Here is a 22,618-nt window from a genome sequence, read left to right as displayed (position 1 = left end):
ATATTAATGATATATTTACATTACAATATTCGGATTTAGGAGGTTTGTTTGGTGAAGTTTAAGCGCAGCGAACGATTGATTGATATGACCCACTATTTATTAGAACGGCCCCATCAGCTTGTTCCTTTGACTTTTTTCTCTGAACGGTACGGTTCTGCCAAGTCTTCCATCAGTGAAGATTTAACAATTGTGAAAGAAACATTTGAAGGGCGTGGTGTTGGGACGGTTCAGACAGTTCCGGGGGCTGCAGGTGGAGTAAAGTATGTTCCAAAAGTAAACAAGCAGGAAGCGAAAGCTATGATCGATGAGCTTTGTGTACATCTGGAAAGCTCCGATCGCCTTTTGCCAGGTGGATACCTTTATATGACGGATCTCCTAGGGAACCCTCAGCTTATGAAGAGCGTCGGTAAATTGCTGGCATCCGCTTTTGCAGAGAAAGATATTGATGTTATCATGACAGTAGCGACAAAAGGAATTCCGATCGCCAATGCGATTGCATCCTATTTGAATGTTCCGGTGGTCATTGTCAGACGGGACAGCCGTGTAACCGAAGGATCGACTGTAAGCATTAATTATGTATCGGGATCATCAAAAAGGATCCAGTCCATGGTTCTTTCGAAAAGAAGCTTGAAGGAAGGATCGAAAGTATTGGTAGTCGATGATTTCATGAAGGCAGGGGGAACCATCAACGGGATGAAGAACCTGCTGGAGGAGTTCTCTGCTACGTTGTCCGGCATCGGGGTATTGGTCGAATCCAATAGCTTGGACGGTCGACTGGTGGATGATTATGTATCACTATTAAAATTATCTGAAGTCAATGAAAAGGATAAGCAGATCTCATTAGCGAAAGGGAATTATTTCCAATCCAATCTGACATTTTTACCATAAGAGGAGGCGTCTAGCATGCGTGTAGTTTCTACTAAGGAAGCACCAGCAGCAATCGGTCCATATTCACAAGGCATTGTCGTAAATAACCTGTTCTACAGTTCAGGGCAGATTCCATTAACGGCAGAGGGAACAATGATCGAAGGAGATGTAGCGGAACAGACACATCAAGTGTTTCGTAACCTGCAAGCCGTATTATCGGAAGCTGGGGCTTCACTCGAAACAGTCGTTAAAGCAACTGTCTTCATCAAAGACATGAATGATTTCGGGACGATCAATGAAGTATATGGTGAATATTTCAGCAGTCACAAACCTGCTAGGTCTTGTGTAGAAGTAGCCCGCTTACCTAAAGATGCAAAGGTTGAAATAGAAGTCATCGCACTCGTGAAGTAATGTTCACGGGTGTTTTTTTTATACCAAAAAGGAAGTATAGTTCAAATGATATAGAGGAAAAGGTGAGAAAAATAAAATTTTTCAAAAAATTTTACAGTTTAAGAAGGAATATCTAAATAATTCGTTGAATACATAGAGTAGATTTCATCTAGGGAAAAAGGTGGTGAACAGAATGGAAGTAACAGACGTAAGATTACGCCGAGTAAACACCGACGGTCGCATGAGAGCTATCGCATCTATTACGCTGGATAATGAATTTGTTGTTCATGACATTCGCGTTATTGATGGGAACAATGGCTTATTTGTAGCAATGCCAAGTAAGCGTACTCCTGATGGGGAATTCCGTGATATTGCTCATCCAATTAATTCGGGTACTCGCGGCAAGATTCAAGATGCCGTTTTAGCTGAGTATCATCGTTTAGGAGAGCTGGAAGAAGTTGAGTTAGAAGAAGCTGGGGCTTCTTAATTAAGATCTATAGCATCAAGAGCCTACTTTGTGTAAGGCTCTTTTTTTTGTCTTTTAGAGCCATAGTGGTTCTTACGTTTTTTTGTATACCCGAGTTATTATAGAGTTGAAACCTTTAAATATGGATTTTTTGTGTTTTTGGGTAAAGAAAATTCGACAGAGGTTTGAATGATGGCAGAGTTGGGATAGAAAGTGCGGAATAAGAAATGACATGATTTTAATTCGAAGGGAAATATGAAGACAAACCTGCTTATTTCGATCAGTTATACCGTTAAAAATACATTTTACGAAGGATGTAAGAGTGTTTTGGGCGATCTTTCATGTTGTAGATGGGGTTTCTGGGAATACTTGTGCCAGTTTAGGTAGAACTAGTGCCACTTTCGGCCAAACTCGTGCCGAATTGTGAACACGCGCTTTTTGTCTGACCAAGCCCCTTCCGCTTTTCGATGTGTCCAGCTCCGGCGGCTAGAGGCTCGAGGTCATAAGCTAAATGGACCAAGAAGGCAAAGAGCGCCTTCATGGCCCATTCATCTTATGCTTGTCGCCTCTGACCAAGCCGCCTCCGCTTTTCTAATGACAAATATATGTACTTTTATTTGAATCCTTGAAATGATAAAGTTTTTAGGATATATTCGTTATGGATAAAAAGGTTATTGGAGGACCAAAAATGACAAATCGATATGCCGTTATATTAGCTGCTGGTCAAGGTACGAGAATGAAGTCAAAACTTTATAAAGTTCTTCATCCTGTTTGTGGCAAGCCGATGGTGGAACATGTGGTCGACCAAATTTCAACACTACATATAGAAAAGACTGTCACGATCATCGGTCATGGCGCCGAGCTTGTGAAGTCGCATTTAGAAGGCAAGAGTGATTTTGCTCTACAGGCTGAGCAATTAGGGACAGCCCATGCTGTGATGCAGTCTGAAGATGTTCTGGGTGACCTTGAAGGTACGACTTTAGTGGTATGTGGTGATACGCCGCTCATTAAAGGGGAAACGATGGAAGCATTGGTGAAGCACCATGAGGAACAGGGTGCCAAGGCGACCATTTTGACAGGTCATACGGAATCCCCGGATGGATACGGACGAATCATCCGTAACCAAGAGGGATTAGTGGAGCGCATTGTGGAACATAAGGACGCAAGTGAAGAAGAACGAAGCGTCAAGGAAATCAATACTGGAACCTATTGTTTTGATAATAAAGCGTTATTCGATGCCCTGAAGAAGGTTTCGAATGACAATGTACAAGGTGAATATTACTTACCTGATGTGGTTGAAATCCTTCAATCTGAAGGTGAAATCGTTAGTGCGTATCAGACAAGTGACTTTGATGAGACGCTTGGTGTCAACGATCGGGTGGCATTATCTCAAGCGGAGATTACAATGAAAAAGCGCATTAATGAATACCATATGCGTAACGGCGTAACGATTAAAGATCCGAACAACACGTATATCGATGCGGAAGTGACGATCGGAAGAGATACAGTGATCCTGCCTGGCACTGTTCTTAAAGGTAGCACGTCAATCGGAGAAGACGCCATGATCGGCCCGAATTCAGAAGTGAAGGATTGTCAAATCGGAGACCGTACGGTAGTGAAGCAGTCTGTCGCTCATGACAGCTCGATTGGTTCCGATGTTCAAATTGGACCGTTTGCTCATATCCGCCCGGCTTCTACGATTGAAGATGAAGTGAAGATCGGCAACTTTGTTGAAATCAAGAAAGCGACATTCGGTAAAGCGAGTAAGGCTTCCCATTTAAGCTATATTGGTGATGCGGAGGTTGGACGCGATGTGAATATCGGGTGTGGGTCGATCACTGTGAACTACGATGGAAAGAACAAGCATTTGACGAAGATCGGAGACGGTGTATTCGTCGGCTGTAATTCCAATCTGGTTGCACCTGTTAACGTAGGCAAAGGGGCATATATCGCTGCAGGATCTACGATTACCGAGGATGTTCCCGGTGAGTCTCTTTCTATTGCAAGGGCTCGCCAAGTAAATAAAGAAAATTATGTTCAAAATTTAAATCATAAGAAATAATTGGAGGTCCACAATGCCAAACTCTTATATTAATTCCAAGTTGAAAATCTTTTCCTTGAATTCAAACTACCATCTTGCAAAGGAAATTGCTGATGAAGTAGGGGTGGAATTAGGGAAGTCGTCTGTTAAACGTTTTAGTGACGGTGAAATTCAGATTAACATCGAAGAAAGTATCCGTGGCTGTGACGTGTTTGTCATTCAGTCTACTTGTGCGCCTGTAAATGAAAACCTGATGGAACTTCTCATCATGGTGGATGCGCTTAAGCGTGCTTCAGCTAAGACGATCAATATCGTGATGCCTTACTACGGTTATGCACGTCAAGACCGTAAAGCAAGAGCACGTGAACCGATCACGGCTAAACTTGTGGCGAACCTGCTTGAAACAGCCGGTGCTACACGTGTCATCACGTTGGACCTGCATGCTCCACAAATCCAGGGATTCTTCGATATCCTGATCGATCACCTTATGGGTGTGCCGATCCTAGCGGATTATTTCGAGGAAAGAGGATTCAATACGGAAGATCTTGTTATCGTATCTCCAGACCATGGAGGGGTGACAAGAGCACGTAAGCTTGCAGAACGCCTGAAGGCTCCTATCGCGATCATTGATAAACGTCGTCCGAAACCAAATGTGGCAGAGGTTATGAACATCGTTGGTAATATCGATGGGAAAATCGCAATCTTGATCGATGATATCATTGATACTGCAGGAACCATCACACTTGCAGCCAATGCGTTAGTCGAAAACGGGGCGAAAGAAGTATTTGCTTGCTGTACGCACCCGGTACTATCTGGTCCTGCCATCGAGCGCATTGAAAACTCAAATATTAAAGAGTTGGTTGTAACAAACTCCATCCCTCTAGGGGAAGAGAAAATGATCGGTAAAGTAAAGTCTCTGTCAGTGGCTCCTTTGATCAGTGAAGCAATCATCCGTATCTACGAGCAGCAGTCTGTCAGCACGCTTTTTGATTAAGAATTAATATATGTAGTTTGTGCATAGAAAGAAGAGCCTCTCCTTCACATGGGACAGGCTCTTCTTTTTGTGTAAGGGGCGGTGAACGCATCCAGCCGGCCGCCATCTGTAACACTTTCCCACCCCGCCATCCGCTAATAATTGGGTTTTCTATGTTTATTTCAAATGGGATTGGGGTAATTACTATATATAGAACTTTAACTAACATAAAAGATTAGGGAAGGTGTTGGATTAGACATGGCAACAGAACTGAAAGCAAATAAAAGGGAAGATTTTAAACGGTCTTCATTAACGAAGCTTAGACATGAGGGGAATATCCCTGGAGTTGTCTACGGCTACAAGGCAGATAATACTCCCATCATGGTAGATTCGATTACATTCATTAAAACGATACGCGAAGTAGGAAGAAACGGAATTATTTCCTTAAATGTAGATGGCAAGAAGCAAAACGTCATTTTAAGTGATTACCAGCAGGATCATTTAAAGGATGCCGTTACACATGTTGATTTCCTTGCTGTGAATATGTCACAGGAAATCGATGCGGATGTTCGTATCGAGCTTGTAGGGGAAGCGGCAGGAGTCAAAGACGGTGGCGTCATGCAGCAGCCGTTGCATGAGGTATCTGTAACAGCCAAACCGAATGATATTCCTGAATCCATCGAAGTGGATGTGTCCGAGCTCCAAGTGGGAGAGACGGTGACGATCAGCGATATCCGTGACAAGTATAGTGTCATCCTGAATGAAGAGGATGACCGTACGATTGCTTCAATCCTTGCTCCAAGACAGGAAGAAGAAATCGACAGTGGGGAAGAGCAGGAAGCTGGTACTCCTGATAACGAAGAAGGAAGAGAATCAGAAGCCAGTGATGAAAGTGAAGCACAGGAAGAATAAAAAATCACTCATTTTTTTGGCGTAACCTTTTGCAGGTTGCGCTTTTTACGTTATTCTAGGAGTATAAGGTCAGAAGAGGTGTTAGACATGAAGTTAATCGTTGGACTCGGAAATCCGGGATCACAATATGAGAAAACGAGACATAATATTGGATTTGTGATTATAGATGCTTTAGCTGATCGACTGGGTGTTTCGTTGAATCAGTCAAAGTTTAAGGGTGTATATGGAACATATCATTACAAAGGTGAGAAAGTCATTCTTTTGAAGCCACTAACGTATATGAATTTATCCGGGGAAAGCATTGTGCCCTTAATGGATTATTTTGAAATGGATGATGAGGATTTACTTGTCATTTATGATGACCTGGACTTGCCGGTAGGGAAATTACGATTAAGGCAAAAAGGAAGTGCCGGTGGGCATAACGGCATTAAATCGACCATTGCTCATTTAGGTTCCCAGCATTTTAATCGGCTGAGAGTGGGAATCGACCGTCCAACCAATGGAATGAGTGTACCCGATTACGTCCTGGGGAAATTTACGAAGGAAGAGCAGCCGGAATTGGATAAAGCCATTTCATCAAGCGTGGAAGCGTGTGAGACGTGGCTGGATAAGCCATTCCTTGAAGTGATGAATAAATTCAACTGACCCGATCATATACTGAATTTCCAAGGTCCATTCGCCGCCAAGGTTGAATAACTCCCTTCTATCAGGTTCATACTAACAATATAAATGTGTATGGAGGGAAAGATATGGCGATCCATTATACGTGTCGACATTGTGGCACAAATGTAGGGACCCTTTCAAACGTATCCGTGCATTCCATGCAGCTCGGCATTCACATGCTGACGGATGAAGAGCGGTTACATATGGTTCAGTATCAGGAAAACGGGGACATTCAAGTAAGAACGATCTGTGAAGATTGTCAGGAGAGTCTGGAGAGGAATCCAGGCTACCACGAATTAGATCATATCATTCAGTAAGACGCTTTGGTTACGAACCAAAGCATTTTTCTGTTTTCACTTATCTATATAGGGATCCAAGGGGAGGAGCGTACACTTGAAAGGTATTTTAAAACAGGTTCACCAAAGTGAAGAAATTCAGTCCGTCATCGCTGGAGTCGGGGAGAGATTATCTGAACAACTAGTTGCAGGATTATCGGGATCATCCAGAACGGCGTATATAGCGGATGTGTACTTACAAACGAATAAATCCACTATTGTGGTCACACATAATTTGTTTCAAGCTCAGAAAGTCTATGACGATCTCATTCAGTTTTTATCCGAGGATGAAGTATATTTATATTCTGCTAACGAGTTGATTGCTGCTGAGTTAAGCGTGGCAAGTCCTGAACTGAGGGCACAACGTATCGAGGTATTGAATAAACTTTCAAAACACCAGCAGGGTGTCTACATTGTTCCGGTCGCTGGATTGCGTAAAATCCTTCCTCCACCATCTATGTGGGCAACAAACCAGATCCGCTTTAAGATGGGTGAAGATATCGACTTGGACGAAGTATTGAATCAATTGGTGCAGATGGGGTATCAACGTACAGGAATGGTCAGCACACCAGGCGAGTTCAGCCTTCGTGGGGGAATTGTCGATATCTTTCCTTTAACGTCTCAAAACCCTGTCCGAATTGAATTATTTGATACCGAAATTGATTCAATCCGTGTATTTTCAGCTGAAGATCAGCGTTCAATCGATAAACTGAATGAAATGGAGATAGGACCTGCTACGGAGGTCTTATTGAAATATGAGAATATGGAAAGGCTCATCCATGAAATCAATGCCGGATTGTCCAAAAGCTTAAAGAAGGTGAAATCGGCAGCCGTCAAGGAGAAGATGACAGAGTACATAGGGCATGAAGTGGGTCAGCTTGAGAACGGGCAGGTCCCTGAGCAGATCTTCAAGTACTTATCACTGGCATATGAGGATCCTAGTAGTTTGCTAGATTATTTACCCGATGATGGTGTCTTGTTCTTTGATGAGTTCAGTCGCGTCCAGGAAATGAGTGATTCCCTGGAGAAAGAGGAAGCGGAATGGTATACTTCCTTGCTGCAAGAAGGACAGATCATTCATGATGTACCCGTATCTCATACTTTTTCCGAGCTGGTTAACAGGACGAAGCTGCCGAAGGTGTATTTCTCATTGTTTTTGCGTCATATTCCCAATACGAGCCCACAGAACATCTTTAATGTTTCGACAAAGCCCATGCAGAACTTCCATGGACAGATGAACGTATTAAAGGCAGAACTGGACCGCTGGAAAAAAGGAAAGTATACCGTGGTGTTATTAGGTCCTGATGAAGAGCGAGTCAAGAAGTTGCAAAGAGTGTTGGATGACTATAAGATTGAGATCGCCTTTGTAGAAGATGGAGATAAGCTGCTACCGGGCAAAGTCCAAATGATCAATGGTAGCCTGACAAGTGGGTTTGAGCTGCCGCTTCAGAAGCTGGCTGTTATTACAGAAGAGGAATTATTCAATAAAAAGACCCAAAAGAAACCGAGAAGGCAGAAGCTTTCGAACGCAGAAAGAATCAAAAGTTATTCCGAGCTGAAGGTTGGGGACCATGTGGTTCACGTGAATCACGGTATCGGTAAATTCCTAGGGATTGAAACGTTGGAGATCAATGGAGTCCATAAAGACTATCTTCATGTGAAATACCAGGGGAACGACAAGCTCTATGTCCCCGTCGATCAAATCGAACTTGTCCAAAAATATGTGGCATCGGAGAACAAGGATCCGAAGCTCTACAAACTAGGCGGAAGTGAATGGAAGAAGGTCAAGTCGAAGGTACAATCTTCTGTTCAGGACATAGCGGATGACCTGATCAAGCTGTATGCTGAGCGGGAAGCGGCAAGAGGGTATGCCTTTTCTCCCGATGGGGATATGCAAAGGGACTTTGAGCTGGCTTTCCCTTACGAAGAGACAGATGATCAGCTCCGTTCTGTCAGTGAGATCAAACACGATATGGAAAGAGAACGCCCGATGGATCGGTTATTATGCGGAGATGTAGGATATGGAAAGACCGAAGTGGCGATCCGTGCCGCATTTAAGGCGATTGCTGATGGAAAACAGGTAGCCATCCTTGTTCCTACCACCATCCTTGCTCAGCAGCATTACGAAACCATCAAAGAGCGTTTTCAGGACTTTCCGGTGGAGATTGGGCTATTAAGCCGTTTCCGGACGAGAAAACAACAACAGGAGACGACGAAAGGACTTCAGAATGGAACGGTGGATATTGTGGTAGGGACTCATCGTCTCCTGTCTAAAGATATTCAATACCGGGACTTGGGTCTATTGATCATTGATGAAGAACAGAGGTTTGGTGTCACGCATAAAGAGAAGATCAAACAGCTGAAAACCAATATTGATGTACTCACCCTGACGGCTACGCCGATCCCACGAACCCTCCACATGTCGATGCTCGGGGTAAGGGATCTATCGGTGATTGAAACACCGCCGGAGAACCGGTTCCCGGTTCAGACCTATGTAATGGAGTACAACGGTGCCCTGATCAAAGAAGCGATTGAAAGGGAGATGGCACGGAATGGCCAGGTTTACTTCCTCTATAATCGTGTTGAGGATATTGAACGAAAGGCCGATGAGATTTCGATGCTTGTCCCGGATGCTCGTATTGCCTATGCACACGGACAAATGAGCGAAAACGAGCTTGAAGCGGTCATCTTGAGCTTCCTTGCAGGAGAATACGATGTATTGGTCACCACGACGATTATTGAAACGGGTGTCGACATTCCGAACGTCAACACGTTAATCGTCTTTGATGCCGATCGCATGGGATTGTCACAGCTTTATCAATTAAGAGGGCGTGTTGGGAGGTCCAACAGGGTTGCCTATGCCTATTTCACTTATCGTAAAGATAAGGTCCTCACTGAAGTTGCGGAAAAACGATTGCAGGCAATCAAAGAATTCACGGAGCTCGGTTCAGGGTTCAAGATCGCCATGCGTGATTTAACGATCCGTGGAGCGGGAAATCTTCTCGGTGCACAGCAGCACGGTTTTATCGATTCTGTCGGATTCGATTTGTACTCCCAAATGCTGAAAGAAGCCATCGAGGAAAGAAAAGGCGACCTGCAGAAGCAGCCTGAATCAAGCTTTGAAGTGGATATTGAGATTGATGCCTATATTCCGGATGACTATATTAAAGATGGTCATCAAAAGATCGAGATGTATAAGCGATTCCGTTCCCTCTCTTCCCTTCCAGAAATTGAAGAGCTGGAAGAGGAAATCCTGGATCGATTCGGCGAATACCCGGAAGAGGTTGGGTATCTGTTCGTGATCTCTGAAATGAAGATCTACGCAAGGAATACCAATCTTGAATCCATTAAACAGGATAAGAAAATGGTGAATATCTTTATGTCACCGGAAGGAACGGCACAGATCGACGGATCCAAAGTCTTTAATCTTTGCAACAAGCATGGCCGTGCCGTCGGACTCGGAATGGAAGGCTCTAAACTTAAAATATCGATAAACACAGCACGCCTTGAAGCGTCTAAATGGTTCAATATGGCCTATGACATCATCAAGCATCTGGATGAAGCGGTTAAAATAGAAGAAAACGCCAAATAATCAATCATAAAATGTTTAGGACCCAAGATAGAATTAGAATAGCTACGTGCCTTGACAGTTGATTGGAGCGGAAGATGCTTGAATCCTGAGGGAAACGGGGGAAAGTTGAGGCCTCACAGGGCTTTAGCCCGAGGAGGCTCACCGCAAGCCCCGCGGAAGCGAGCACCTGCAGCGGAAATCAACCAGCACTCGCTTATCATCAATGTGGCATTTCTTCCCTTCGTTATAATAATGTAACCAAAATGTAAACGCGTAGATTGTTTTACTTTACTATGATAAGGGTATTAGTATTTATGCAGCTGCCAACATTGGAAAAAGATACCTGCATTAGAATTTTAGTGAAATTACAGAAAAAATAACTGAATGTGTATAGAACTTCTAAGTTGTAAGATACTAAACTCAACAATGGTAAAGTATTCATCTACAGATGGGTGCATTGCCAAATAAAATCATCTGATGAAAGTGAGGCAACTATAGATGAAAGCAACTGGTATTGTTCGTCGTATTGATGATTTAGGTCGTGTCGTCATTCCAAAAGAAATTCGCAGGACATTAAGGATTCGCGAGGGAGATCCCCTGGAAATCTTCGTTGATCGTGACGGAGAAGTCATCTTAAAGAAATATTCCCCAATCAGTGAACTTGGTGACTTTGCTAAGGAGTACGGCGAAGCATTATACGACAGTTTGGGAAGTGCCGTTTTAATTTGTGATCGGGATGCTGTCATTGCCATCTCAGGCGCTTCAAAGAAAGAGTATTTAAACAAGAACATCAGTGAGTTGATTGAGAAAGTAATGGATGACCGCGCGTCTCTATTACACACTCAACAGGGACAAGCTGAGCTTGTCGAAGGACACGGTGAGGATCTTGCTTCCTATACGATCGCTCCGATCGTTGCAAATGGAGATCCGATTGGTGCCGTTGCGATTTTCTCAAAGGATCGCACAGTAGGCGAAGTGGAACAAAAGGCAGTAGAAACGGCAGCTGGCTTTTTAGCAAGACAAATGGAGTCATAACGTAAAGGAGTGGCATTACGCCGCTCTTCTTTTTTTTGCCGTCACACACAGCCATTTTAGAAAATATATGGACCAATATGGTAAAATGACCAGTACATATATGCTTTTTCTTAGATCTGATGGGATCTCTCATAGAATAAGTGGTACAGAAAGGCAGGAAAACTGGTTGGATAAGAAATACTCTTCCAATCAATTTTTGAAAGGAGCCATGGTATTAACGATTGCAGCGTTGGTAACAAAAATATTAAGTGCTGTCTATCGGGTGCCGTTTCAAAACATTGTTGGAGATATCGGATTTTATATATATCAGCAGGTGTATCCGTTTTACGGGATTGCCATCGCGTTATCCACCTATGGATTCCCTGTAATCATCTCAAAGATGGTAGCGGAGAAATTAGAGAAAGAGGATGAGGAAGGTGCAAAGCATGTGGCCGTCACCTCCTTCTTGTTCCTCTGTCTTGTAGGTTTGGCCTGGTTCCTGCTCGTCTACTTCGGTTCCGGCCTGATCGCCGGTTGGATGGGGGATCCGAAGCTTAAGCCGTTGCTTCAAGTCATTTCATTGTCGTTCCTATTGCTGGCTCCCTTGTCTGTCATTAGGGGATATTATCAAGGGAAAGAAGATATGGTTCCTACGGCTGTATCTCAAGTAACGGAACAAACCATCAGGGTAGCGACGATTCTGATCTTTTCGACGATCCTGGTATCTGAAGGATACTCCTTATATATGACCGGGAACGGAGCATTGTTCGGGTCGATTACCGGTGGTCTTGGGGGATTGTTGGTTCTCTTATCATTTCTGATCGCTAGGAGAGAGAAATTGTTTTCGCGTAAATACCTGTCCCTTCCTGTTGGATTTGTACATACTTGGTCCAGGTTATTCAAGAATGGAACCGCCATCTGCGTCAGTGCAATGCTATTGGTCCTGCTTCAGTTTGTTGATTCCTTAAATGTATATTCCCTTCTCGTATCGTCGGGGATGGAAGCAGAAACTGCGAAAACGTGGAAAGGGATTTATGACCGGGGCCAGCCCTTCGTCCAGCTCGGAACGGTGGTGGCTACATCCATTTCACTTACCATCGTACCATTGGTGACCAATGCCTATCTGAAAAGGAGAGAGGCATTAGTGAGGGAATATATCCAACTTTCCCTAAAAATCAGCATCACCATAGGCTTTGCTGCAACGCTTGGGATCATTAACATCATGGTGCCCACCAATACGATGCTATTTGAAAATGCCCTTGGTTCAACGGTCATCGCTGTATTCTGTCTGTCGATCTTCTTCAGTTGTCTCATTCTGACATTTGCAGGCATTTTTCAAGGTATAGGGAAAATTTATTACCCCGCATTCTGCATTTTAATAGGCATTATGATTAAATATCTCGGTAATGCCTGTCTGATCCCTTTCATGGGAATCATGGGGGCATCCGTATCGACGGCAGGCTCATTAAGTATAATGGCTATCATGATGGTGATATCTTTAAGAAAACTGTTTCCCATCCGCATACTCACTCTCTCCTTTTATAAAACCTTGTTGATGAGTGGAGCCGTTATGACGATTGGATTACAGGGGATCTTGCACGTGTATGATACACTTTTACACAAAGGAATGCCTGATCGTCTGCTCTCTGTCTTTTTTTCATTAGGTGGAGTATGCATCGGGGGCATGCTATTTCTGATCGTTTTTTTAAGAGGGAACGCCCTTTCAAGAGAAGAAATCAGTTTCTTGCCTTTTGGAAGTAAGTGGGTTTGGTTGATGGAGAAAGTGTATCCGAATAATTAAGTAGCGAGGAGATTGACATGAATACCATAACGATAGTCGGGTTAGGTGCAGGAGATATAGAACAGCTTCCTTTGGGTGTATACAGACGTATCAAAAGCAGTTCACATCTATATTTGAGGACAGATCAGCATCCTGTTGTAAAGGATTTAACAGCAGAAGGAGTGACATTTCACTCTTTTGATGCTGTTTATGAAAAACATGATCAGTTCGATCTCGTATATGAAGAAATTGTCCGAGAACTGGTTGCGGCATCAGAACAACATTCACTCGTGTATGCCGTCCCGGGTCACCCATTGGTCGCTGAAAAGGCGGTCCAGATGCTTCTGGCTCTTCAGGATGAAGGGAAGATTCGGGTTGAGATAGGTGGGGGGCAGAGTTTCATTGATGCTTTATTTGCTTCTGTCGGAGCGGATCCGATTGATGGATTTCAACTCCTGGATGGCACGAGCTTAAAGCTTCATGATATCCATATGAAACAACAGCTCATCATCGGACAGGTGTATGATGCCTTCATAGCCTCTGAGGTGAAGCTCACTCTGATGGAGCTATATCCATATGATTATGAAGTCATGCTGGTGACGGCAGCTGGAAGTAAGGAAGAAAAGGTGGAGCGTATTCCACTGGTGGAGCTTGACCGGGTAGCGCATCTGAGTAATCTAACCAGTCTTTATGTCCCAGCGGTGAAAGAAATGGAAGCCTCTTTCAAGCAATATGCCACATTAAGGGAGATCATTTCGACGCTACGGGGACCGAATGGCTGCCCATGGGACAAAGAACAGACCCACCATTCCCTCAAAAAATATCTTCTGGAAGAAACGTATGAGCTTTTGGAAGCCATCGAGGAAGAAGACATTGATCATATGATTGAAGAAATGGGGGATGTTCTTCTTCAAATCATGCTTCATGCTCAAATCGGAGAAGATGAAGGTATGTTCACCATGGAGGAAGTAATGGAAGGTTTGTCTGCCAAGATGGTCCGCAGACACCCCCATGTGTTCGGTACGGTCCAAGTGGAGAACACGGAACAGGTGAAAGCAAACTGGGACGAAATCAAGAAAAGTGAAAAGCAACAAGACCATGAACCGATGCTTATAAACGTCGCAAAAGGGATGCCGGCTCTTATGAAGGCATATGAATACCAGAAAAAGGCCGCGAAAGTAGGCTTTGATTGGGCAGATCCTCAAGGTGCATGGGAAAAAGTATGGGAAGAATTGAAGGAGTTTGAAAACGAAGTCGAGAATAATAGTGAAAACCACATGAAAAAAGAATTTGGTGATGTGTTATTCGCTCTCGTCAACGTAGCAAGGTTTTATAAGATCTTTCCAGAGGAAGCATTGGCCATGACGAACACGAAGTTTTTCCGCCGCTTTTCCTATGTAGAGGAACAGGTACTGAAATCCGGAAAAAGCTTTGAGGATTTTTCATTGGAAGAGTTAGACCAATTTTGGAATGAAGCGAAAAAGATGAATATCGAATAAGGGGGAAGAACTATGGTATCGATGAGACTAGATAAATTTTTGAAAGTGTCAAGACTTATCAAAAGAAGAACACTGGCGAAGGAGATTGCCGATCAGGGGCGTATCACCGTAAACGGCCTGCAGGCAAAAGCGAGCTCCAATGTGAAAGTCGGGGATGAACTGAGCGTAAGGTTTGGCCAGAGGATTATGAGGGTAAAGATAGAAAGGCTTCTGGAAACAACGAAAAAAGAAGAAGCGAGCGGGCTTTATTCCGTCCTTTCAGAAGAAAGAATTCATGAAGAAACGGAGTAAGGGTTACATAGCTTTTGATCTGTAAATTGGTTCTAAATTTCCCCTGAACACATAAACATAGTTACAAAGCTTGTACTATGGGAATGTGAGGGATGGATATGAATCAATATTATGATGGAAACAAAGATAAAACGACCTTTCAGGAACACGACGTGATGATGAGGGGCCGCAAGCTTCTGGACATCACCGGTGTGAAACAGGTGGAAAGCTTCGATAACGAAGAGTTCCTTCTGGAAACGGTGATGGGGTTCCTCTCTGTCAGAGGCCAGAACCTTCAGATGAAAAATCTGGACGTGGATAAAGGCATCGTCTCGATAAAAGGAAAGGTGTTTGATCTCGTTTATCTGGATGAACAAAATGGGGAGAAGGCTAAAGGCTTCTTTAGCAAGCTGTTTCGATGACCCTCTCGACCCAGTTCTATACCATGCTTTCCATGATCGGTATGGGAGCATTATTTGGTGCGGCACTCGACACATACTCCCGGTTCTTGAATCGTTCCGAGAGAAAACGGTGGCTTGTATTCATCAATGACATCATGTTTTGGGTATTACAGGCCCTGGCGATTTTTTATATTTTATTCGTCGTTAATTTCGGAGAGATCCGCTTTTATATTTTCCTTGCGTTGCTATGCGGATTTGCGGGATACCAGGCATTGATCAAACAGCATTACCTGGGCTTTCTGGAGCGGCTGATACAGTTTTTTATCGCCTTGTATAATTTTGCTGTAAAAATGGTGAAGAAATTGATTTATTCACCGATAAAATGGATGATTGTGCTTCTTATTACGATTGTATTATCTATAGGAAAAGGGCTCTTATCCGTCATATTATTCCTGTTAAAGGTCATATGGAAATTGGTACAGTGGGCGATTAAGCTCGTAATCACACCAATAGGGTGGATTTTAAAGGGTATTTGGAATTTATTGCCGAAAAATCTTACAAAAAGAGTCGAGAAGTTATATAATAAAATGGCAGGAAATATTAAAGTGTACATCAAAAAAGTATATAGAGTGGCAGAAAAGTTCAAAAAGAAACCCAAAGATAAAGAATAGGGTCAGGCTTTGTCACTCCATATTGAAAAGGAGGTTTGGGAATGAGAAAGAACGTGACATCAATGGAAAATGAATATGTCCGTCATCAGGAGCATATGCATAAATCTTCTTCTAAGAGAAAAAAGCGTTTGGTCCGTCGATTAGCAGTTTTCTTTGTATTAGTGTTGGCAATTAGTGGATTTTTAATCTCGACCCTCATTTCCAGAGCCCAGGTTTTAGAAGATAAACAAACGGAAAAAGCACAATTGGAAAAGAAGCTGGAACATCTGAAAGATAAGCAATCAGCACTCGAAGAAGAGATTGTGAAGCTTAACGATGATGAATATATTGCCAAACTGGCGCGCCGGGATTACTTTTTATCAGATGAAGGTGAGATTATTTTCAACATACCAGAATCAGATAATGAGAAAGAAGAAGAGGAGTCTTATTGACACTCTTTTTTTTAATTGGCTATAATATATAGTAAGGTTTATCTTTTATAATTTTAAGGAGGAGCATTTCTTTTATGTCAATCGAAGTAGGCAGCAAGTTACAGGGTAAGGTAACAGGTATTACAAATTTTGGAGCGTTCGTGGAATTATCGGAAGGTTCAACAGGTTTAGTTCACATTAGTGAAGTTGCAGACAACTATGTTAAGGATATTAACGAACACCTTAAAGTCGGCGACGAAGTAACGGTTAAAGTTATTAATGTTGAGAAAGATGGAAAGATCGGTTTATCCATCCGTAAAGCGAAAGAGCAACCACAACGCCCACAGCGCCCTCAGCGTCCTCAACGCCCGCGTAGTAATAACAAACCGAACGACACACGTACGAAAGAAAGTTTCGAACAAAAGATGGCACGTTTCTTGAAAGACAGTGAAGATCGTTTATCATCTTTAAAGAAAAATACTGAATCTCGTCGTGGTGGAAGAGGGGCGAAAAAAGGTTAACTTGCTGTCTATTAACCCATATAGCAGGTTGTGAACGGAAAACAGGCATACTCATTTTGATGAGTATGCCTGTTTTTTTATTTGCACTGAAAGATATGTAGTCTATGCTGTTCCCCACACCTATAAAGAAGCTTTAGGTGGCAGAGCTAAATGGTTTTAATAAAAGCAAGGAGAAAGAGGCTTTAACTATAACTACATTCGATTAGTTCAGTTTTAAGAATTCTGATATTTCTTTAGTTATAGTAAAAAACTTATTCTTGGACAGTTGATTGGAACGGAAGGTGCTCGACTCCTGCGGGAAACGCGTGAATGTTGAGACCCCACAGGGCTTTAGCCCGAGGAGGCTCAACTCACGCCCCGCGGAAAGCGAGCACCTGGAGCGGAAATCAACCAATGCTGGCTACGTCAAACATCAACAATGTTTACGATAACAGCCTTATTGTTTTTATTAAAGCCTCAAACAGGAAATTCACCATCCCATACCGAATAGATACTAGTAAATCATTTAGTGGGGGCAGTATGAATGAAAAAAGAACAGATCATTGATCATCACGAATCGTTTAAGGTGTGGCTGAATGAGTTGAAGCAGATAAGTGAAGAAGAATGGATCCAGCCGATGGAGGAAGGGAAATGGTCAATCGCAGCCAATGTCTCTCACATCATCAAATGGGACCAATATTCCTTAAGAGAGATCCTTCCACATGCGAAAGAAGGGGTGGAACTTATACCATTTCCGGACTTTCAGGAATTTAATGGTGCGGCTGAAGAATATGCGCATCGTGTGGCAAATCAGGAAGGCTTGATCGAAGAAGGGGTACAAACGAGGGATGAACTGATAACGTATGTGAAAGGTCTTTCGGACGATGATTTCAGGCAGGCATTTAAAGTCGGAGATCAAAGTTTTACCCTTGAAGAATTTTTTGAAGACTTCATCGGTCACGATAAACATCATCAAGAGCAGATCGAAGAAGTGGTATCTGCAGAAAAGGCTTAAAATAGCCAAACAAAAAAGACTATCCAAAGATAGTCTTTTTTTCTATGACCCGTACGGGATTCGAACCCGTGTTACCGCCGTGAAAGGGCGGTGTCTTAACCGCTTGACCAACGGGCCAGGACAATATGGTAGCGGCGGAGGGGATCGAACCCCCGACCTCACGGGTATGAACCGTACGCTCTAGCCAGCTGAGCTACACCGCCATATGGATATGCGCCTTTTTGGCACAAAATCTATGATACCTAGAAAGAATTATCTTGTCAATATACGACCGTAAAGATTTTGTCAAAATTCCCTTAAGTCTGATGTCACAAGCATTAGAATAGAAAAAACAGGAAATCCATACATTCTACAAAATGAATATTCAGAATATTTTAACGTAAACGATAGAAAGTCGTCGAAACATTCTTGGTATACATTCCCTCATTTTGACAAAGTTTTAAGCTCGTACCATTTATACTAAAAAAAAAGAAATGGGGAGTGTTTCATACATGGGGAAAGTCGATCAGTCGATCATCGAACCTGTCCAGAACGTGGATATCGAACACACGAGGGTGGAACTGTCCAAGGGGATCCGGTCCGTTTATTCAAAGCTTGAGTGGTTATTTGTAGAAAAGGGGATTGCCTTATTCGTGATTGGATTTTTACTCGGGAGAGCCTTGATCCTTTCACATTTGTCGCCATTTGCCCTGCCGTTCTTTGCCTCGGTTTATATTATCAGAAGAGAGAAGTCACCGATTGCCCTCATTGGATTGCTCGCAGGTGCTCTTACTTTATCGATTCCTAGTATCAGTTATACGTTTGGCAGTGCAATAATATTCCTATTAGCTTTTCGGTTATCTCAGAAATATCATAAGAATAATGTGAGGGCTGTTGCCTTCTATGTCTTCTTTACCGTCATGGCTGCTAAACTTGGCTTCGATTACATTCAACAGGGACAAGCCTTGACGATTTACAACGGAGTGATGGCGCTGATAGAAGCGAGTCTTGCGTTTCTCTTAACCTATATCTTTATCCAGAGTGTACCTCTCGTTACGGTTCAGCGTAGAAGAAAATCGCTGAAAACCGAAGAAGTGGTCAGTTTGATCATTCTATTGGCCTCCATCATGACAGGAACGATCGGCTGGTCTTTGTACAATCTGTCTGTAGAACATGTTCTATCAAGATATCTGGTCCTTCTATTCTCCTTTATCGCCGGAGCCACAGTGGGCTCGACTGTAGGGGTGGTAACCGGTCTTGTCTTCAGCTTAGCCAATGTTTCAAGCTTTTATCAAATGAGCTTGCTTGCTTTTTCCGGTCTTCTGGGCGGTCTTATGAAAGAAGGGAAGAAATTTGGAGCGGCAATCGGTTTGTTAATCGCTACGCTATTAATGGGAATGTACGGAGATACGGATACGGTCCTTACAAAAACACTTTATGAATCGGGAGTAGCGATACTACTCCTCTTTTTAACTCCGCAAAGCTTGACGTCTAAAATTGCAAGGCATATACCCGGTACGGCTGAATATCAGCAGGATCAACAAGGATACATGCGACGGGTCAGGGATGTGACCGCTCATCGGGTCACACAGTTTTCGTCGGTGTTCCAGGCATTATCGAACAGCTTTCAACAAATAGAAGAACGGTTTGAAGAGGAGGAAGATAAAGAGTTTGACTACTTCTTAAGCAATGTCACGGAGAAGACATGTCAAACATGCTTTAAGAAAGACCAGTGTTGGGCACGGAATTTTGATAAAACCTATAATCTCATGAAAGATGTGATGACTGAATACGACCAGGGCAGGGTCCCGCTTTCTCCGAAACTGGCAAGGGAAGTGGAAAAGCATTGTACGAGGGAGAAGAAGTTGAAGGATACGATTTATCAGGAGCTTACTTTCTATCAAGCCAATCTGAAATTGAAGAAACAGGTTCAGGAAAGCAGGAAGCTGGTGGCTGATCAGTTGCTTGGGGTATCAGAAGTAATGGGGAATTTTGCGAAAGAAATCCAAAGGGAAAGGGAGAATCATCATCTTCAGGAAGAGCAAATCCTCTCGAGTATCGGAGAGTTCGGAATCGAGATTGAAAACATTGAAATCTATAATCTGGAGCAAGGAAATGTGGATATCGATATCACCATGCCATATTGCGGTGGACATGGACAGGGGGAAAAGCTTATTGCACCGATGCTGTCGGATATCTTAGGTGAAAACATCGTTGTACAAAAGGAGGAGTGCGCCCAATTTCCAAATGGTCAATGTCATGTCACCTTTCAATCTGCTAAAAAATTCGTAGTCGATACAGGAGCATCCCATGCGGCAAAAGGAGGAGGTTTGGTTTCAGGAGACAGTTATTCCATGATTGAATTAGGAAGGGGGAAATATGCCGTTGCCATCAGTGACGGGATGGGGAATGGTGAACGAGCTCATTATGAAAGCAATGAGACACTGAGACTGTTAAAGAAAATACTGGAATCGGGTATTGAAGAACAGGTTGCGATCAAGTCGATCAACTCGATCCTGTCCCTCAGGACGAATGATGAAATTTTCTCCACATTAGATCTTGCTATGATCGACCTGCAGAACGCTTCTTCTAGGTTCTTGAAAATCGGATCGACCCCAAGCTTCATCAAGAGGGGGGATAAAATCCTCAAGGTGGAAGCCAGCAATTTACCGATGGGGATGCTTCAGCAGGACTTTGATGTCGATGTCGTGTCAGAACAGTTGAAAGCAGGAGATCTTCTCATCATGATGAGTGATGGTGCCTTCGAGGGACCCAAACATGTAGAGAATTATGATCTGTGGATGAAGAGGAAAATTAAAGAACTCGAAACCGAGGATCCACAGGAAGTAGCGGATATTTTAATGGAGGAGGTTATCCGGTCGAGTTCCGGTCTCATAGAGGATGATATGACCATCGTAGTCTCGAAAATTAAACATAATATACCGAAATGGTCTTCCATCCCAATGCACAAAGCAAAAGCAAAAGATAAAATTTCCTAGGGTAGAGAATATCCTATAAAAATAGTTAACTAGAGTATAATTCCCTCCTTATTCGGCGAAGATGATATCAACTTTAGAATGAGGAGGGGAGTCTGATGAAGCCAGGTACACTTCGTCAAATTCTTTTAATTACGGATGGTTGCTCGAATCAAGGAGAAGACCCGATTGCGATGGCAGCCCTTGCCAAGGAGCAGGGAATTTCGGTCAATGTGATCGGCGTAATGGACAATGATGTTATAGATGACAATGGAATGCAGGAAATTGAAGGGATTGCTCTATCGGGGGGTGGAGTGAGCCAGATTGTATATGCGGAAACACTTTCTCAAACCGTACAGATGGTTACGCGTAAGGCGATGACACAAACATTGCAGGGGGTTGTAAATAAGGAGTTAAAACAAATCCTCGGAAAATCCGCATCCATGGAGGAGCTCCCACCCGAGCAGCGTGGAGAGGTCATGGAAGTTGTGGATGAACTGGGTGAATCCGTTGATATGGAAGTGTTGATTCTTGTCGATACGTCTGCAAGTATGAAACACAAGCTTCCGACAGTCAAGGAAGCCTTATTGGACCTATCATTAAGCTTGAATGCCAGGATGGGGGATAATAAATTTTCTGTCTTTGTATTTCCCGGGAAAAGACAAGATGTCGAAAAATTGCTGGATTGGACACCGAAGCTTGAAACGTTAACGAGTATTTTCTCTAAACTGTCTCCAGGCGGGATCACTCCAACAGGGCCGGCCATCTCAGAGGCCATTACACACTTTAAGAAAAAACGTTCATTAAGGGGATTGCTCTCTCGTGGCGATGATGAACAATACTTCGAAGAAACCATTTAGTTTTCCCCCTGGAACGGTTATTAGAGGAAAGTGGTATAAGAATATATACACTGTCGTAAAAGAATTAGGGTACGGTGCCAATGGCATGGTATATCTCGTGCAGGGATCATCTGGGTATCAGGCATTGAAAATGAGTGACAGCAATATGTCGATCACATCAGAGGTCAATGTATTAAAATCTTTCTCCAAGGTCCAAGGCTCCCCCCTTGGGCCAAAGCTTCTTGATGTGGATGATTGGGAGGTCAGGGGTCAGAAAATCCATTTTTATGTCATGGAATATATACAGGGAACAGACCTGTTGTCATTTGTGCAGTCCAAAGGGTTTTCCTGGACAGGTGTACTCATTGCCCAGCTCCTCTCAGACCTGGAACGTATTCATAAAGAAGGATGGGTGTTCGGGGATCTAAAGCCGGAAAACTTGATTGTGACGGGTCCTCCTTACCGGATACGCTGCATCGATGTTGGGGGCACCACTATCAATGGCCGTGCCATTAAGGAGTTTACGGAGTTTTTTGATAGAGGATATTGGATAGGGGGATCGAGAAGGGCGGAACCCTCCTATGATCTTTTCTCTGTAGGAATGATCCTTATCAATCTTGCTTACCCAACACGTTTCACCAAATCTTCAGACGGGAATATGAAACAACTAAAGCAGGCCATTGACTCCAAGGATCAATTAAAAAGGTTTGCGGGAACGATAGAGGATGCCCTGGAGGGGAAATACCAGTCAGCAAGTGAAATGAGAGAGAGCCTCTTACATGGACTATCACGTTCTCATTCGGTACAACAGCCGAAACCGAAAGTACAACGGTCAGTCCCGAGAAGCTCTCCTTCAAAGACAACTTCTCCCCACACAAGCAGATATCAGAACCAGCGGAATAAAAAATCCAGTCATTTCCTGGAGACTTTGCTTGTCGTGATCATCGTATCGCTTCTGTACGTTTTGTATATTTATGGAGAATTGATGTAGCGTAATAGTGTAAGGAAGCCTGAGAAATTGATACAATGAGGAAAATGGTTTTAGGA

The 22,618-nt window shown here is 43.2% G+C and carries 21 protein-coding genes and 2 tRNA genes; 21 read left to right on the top strand and 2 right to left on the bottom strand.

Annotated features, from left to right (window positions below; translation table 11 throughout):
• Window positions 1–51: 51 nt before the first annotated feature.
• The 18 genes from purR to LCL96_RS22775 all read left to right on the top strand — a co-directional run bounded on the left by purR (window position 52) and on the right by LCL96_RS22775 (window position 17,778).
• On the top strand, window positions 52–888 hold the full coding sequence (purR, locus tag LCL96_RS22860) for a pur operon repressor (RefSeq protein ID WP_224945573.1): 837 nt from the start codon (window positions 52–54) through the stop codon (window positions 886–888).
• A gap of 15 nt (window positions 889–903) precedes the next feature.
• The gene (locus tag LCL96_RS22855) at window positions 904–1,278 is read left to right on the top strand and encodes a RidA family protein (RefSeq protein ID WP_224945571.1); all 375 of its coding nucleotides are present in this window, start codon (window positions 904–906) and stop codon (window positions 1,276–1,278) included.
• A 172-nt stretch (window positions 1,279–1,450) separates the two neighbouring features.
• Entirely contained in the window at window positions 1,451–1,744 is a 294-nt protein-coding gene (gene spoVG / locus LCL96_RS22850; protein WP_032085215.1) for a septation regulator SpoVG, read from the top strand.
• Window positions 1,745–2,411: 667 nt separating this feature from the next.
• The gene (glmU, locus tag LCL96_RS22845) at window positions 2,412–3,785 is read left to right on the top strand and encodes a bifunctional UDP-N-acetylglucosamine diphosphorylase/glucosamine-1-phosphate N-acetyltransferase GlmU (protein WP_224945569.1); all 1,374 of its coding nucleotides are present in this window, start codon (window positions 2,412–2,414) and stop codon (window positions 3,783–3,785) included.
• A 13-nt stretch (window positions 3,786–3,798) separates the two neighbouring features.
• Window positions 3,799–4,758 carry a ribose-phosphate diphosphokinase gene (locus LCL96_RS22840; protein ID WP_224945567.1) on the top strand — a complete coding sequence of 320 codons (960 nt, stop codon included), beginning with the start codon at window positions 3,799–3,801 and terminating at the stop codon, window positions 4,756–4,758.
• Between the two features lie 237 nt (window positions 4,759–4,995).
• Entirely contained in the window at window positions 4,996–5,649 is a 654-nt protein-coding gene (locus tag LCL96_RS22835; RefSeq protein WP_224945566.1) for a 50S ribosomal protein L25/general stress protein Ctc, read from the top strand.
• An 87-nt stretch (window positions 5,650–5,736) separates the two neighbouring features.
• Entirely contained in the window at window positions 5,737–6,294 is a 558-nt protein-coding gene (pth, locus tag LCL96_RS22830) for an aminoacyl-tRNA hydrolase (RefSeq protein ID WP_224945564.1), read from the top strand.
• A gap of 104 nt (window positions 6,295–6,398) precedes the next feature.
• On the top strand, window positions 6,399–6,629 hold the full coding sequence (locus LCL96_RS22825) for an anti-sigma-F factor Fin family protein (protein WP_224945563.1): 231 nt from the start codon (window positions 6,399–6,401) through the stop codon (window positions 6,627–6,629).
• Window positions 6,630–6,705: 76 nt separating this feature from the next.
• The gene (gene mfd, locus LCL96_RS22820) at window positions 6,706–10,239 is read left to right on the top strand and encodes a transcription-repair coupling factor (RefSeq protein WP_224945562.1); all 3,534 of its coding nucleotides are present in this window, start codon (window positions 6,706–6,708) and stop codon (window positions 10,237–10,239) included.
• A gap of 477 nt (window positions 10,240–10,716) precedes the next feature.
• Complete coding sequence (gene spoVT / locus LCL96_RS22815) at window positions 10,717–11,253, top strand: stage V sporulation protein T (protein ID WP_224945558.1); 537 nt, start codon at window positions 10,717–10,719, stop codon at window positions 11,251–11,253.
• Between the two features lie 166 nt (window positions 11,254–11,419).
• Window positions 11,420–13,033 carry a polysaccharide biosynthesis protein gene (locus LCL96_RS22810; protein ID WP_224945557.1) on the top strand — a complete coding sequence of 538 codons (1,614 nt, stop codon included), beginning with the start codon at window positions 11,420–11,422 and terminating at the stop codon, window positions 13,031–13,033.
• A 17-nt stretch (window positions 13,034–13,050) separates the two neighbouring features.
• Window positions 13,051–14,511 (top strand): nucleoside triphosphate pyrophosphohydrolase, encoded by a 1,461-nt coding sequence (mazG, locus tag LCL96_RS22805; protein ID WP_224945556.1) that lies wholly within the window; start codon window positions 13,051–13,053, stop codon window positions 14,509–14,511.
• 21 nt (window positions 14,512–14,532) lie between these two features.
• Complete coding sequence (locus LCL96_RS22800) at window positions 14,533–14,802, top strand: RNA-binding S4 domain-containing protein (RefSeq protein ID WP_224945599.1); 270 nt, start codon at window positions 14,533–14,535, stop codon at window positions 14,800–14,802.
• 98 nt (window positions 14,803–14,900) lie between these two features.
• Window positions 14,901–15,203: a sporulation protein YabP gene (yabP, locus tag LCL96_RS22795; protein ID WP_044340620.1), complete on the top strand. Its 303-nt coding sequence runs from the start codon at window positions 14,901–14,903 to the stop codon at window positions 15,201–15,203.
• Window positions 15,200–15,853 carry a spore cortex biosynthesis protein YabQ gene (gene yabQ, locus LCL96_RS22790; RefSeq protein ID WP_224945555.1) on the top strand — a complete coding sequence of 218 codons (654 nt, stop codon included), beginning with the start codon at window positions 15,200–15,202 and terminating at the stop codon, window positions 15,851–15,853. The genes yabP and yabQ overlap by 4 nt, the downstream gene beginning before the upstream one ends.
• Before the next feature lie 41 nt (window positions 15,854–15,894).
• Complete coding sequence (locus LCL96_RS22785; protein ID WP_224945554.1) at window positions 15,895–16,284, top strand: FtsB family cell division protein; 390 nt, start codon at window positions 15,895–15,897, stop codon at window positions 16,282–16,284.
• Window positions 16,285–16,358: 74 nt separating this feature from the next.
• The gene (locus LCL96_RS22780) at window positions 16,359–16,784 is read left to right on the top strand and encodes a S1 domain-containing RNA-binding protein (RefSeq protein ID WP_224945553.1); all 426 of its coding nucleotides are present in this window, start codon (window positions 16,359–16,361) and stop codon (window positions 16,782–16,784) included.
• Between the two features lie 523 nt (window positions 16,785–17,307).
• Window positions 17,308–17,778, top strand: a complete 471-nt coding sequence (locus tag LCL96_RS22775) for a DinB family protein (RefSeq protein ID WP_224945551.1) — start codon at window positions 17,308–17,310, stop codon at window positions 17,776–17,778.
• A 45-nt stretch (window positions 17,779–17,823) separates the two neighbouring features.
• Here LCL96_RS22775 and LCL96_RS22770 read toward each other — a convergent pair.
• Both LCL96_RS22770 and LCL96_RS22765 read right to left on the bottom strand, forming a co-directional pair.
• A tRNA-Glu gene (locus LCL96_RS22770) sits at window positions 17,824–17,895 on the bottom strand.
• A gap of 9 nt (window positions 17,896–17,904) precedes the next feature.
• Window positions 17,905–17,981 (bottom strand) — tRNA-Met (locus LCL96_RS22765).
• Window positions 17,982–18,269: 288 nt separating this feature from the next.
• Between LCL96_RS22765 and spoIIE the strand changes: the two genes are divergently transcribed.
• From spoIIE to LCL96_RS22750, 3 genes are all read left to right on the top strand, one after another.
• Window positions 18,270–20,756: a stage II sporulation protein E gene (gene spoIIE, locus LCL96_RS22760; protein ID WP_224945548.1), complete on the top strand. Its 2,487-nt coding sequence runs from the start codon at window positions 18,270–18,272 to the stop codon at window positions 20,754–20,756.
• A 95-nt stretch (window positions 20,757–20,851) separates the two neighbouring features.
• Complete coding sequence (locus LCL96_RS22755; RefSeq protein WP_224945547.1) at window positions 20,852–21,592, top strand: VWA domain-containing protein; 741 nt, start codon at window positions 20,852–20,854, stop codon at window positions 21,590–21,592.
• On the top strand, window positions 21,561–22,562 hold the full coding sequence (locus LCL96_RS22750; RefSeq protein WP_224945598.1) for a protein kinase domain-containing protein: 1,002 nt from the start codon (window positions 21,561–21,563) through the stop codon (window positions 22,560–22,562). Before LCL96_RS22755 ends, LCL96_RS22750 begins: the two co-directional genes overlap by 32 nt.
• Window positions 22,563–22,618 lie beyond the last annotated feature (56 nt).

Source organism: Rossellomorea aquimaris (assembly GCF_020172085.1).
Lineage (GTDB): Bacteria > Bacillota > Bacilli > Bacillales > Bacillaceae_B > Rossellomorea > Rossellomorea aquimaris_E.
The sequence above is the reverse complement of the archived record's forward strand: the minus strand, read 5'-3'. Positions and strand labels throughout refer to the sequence as shown.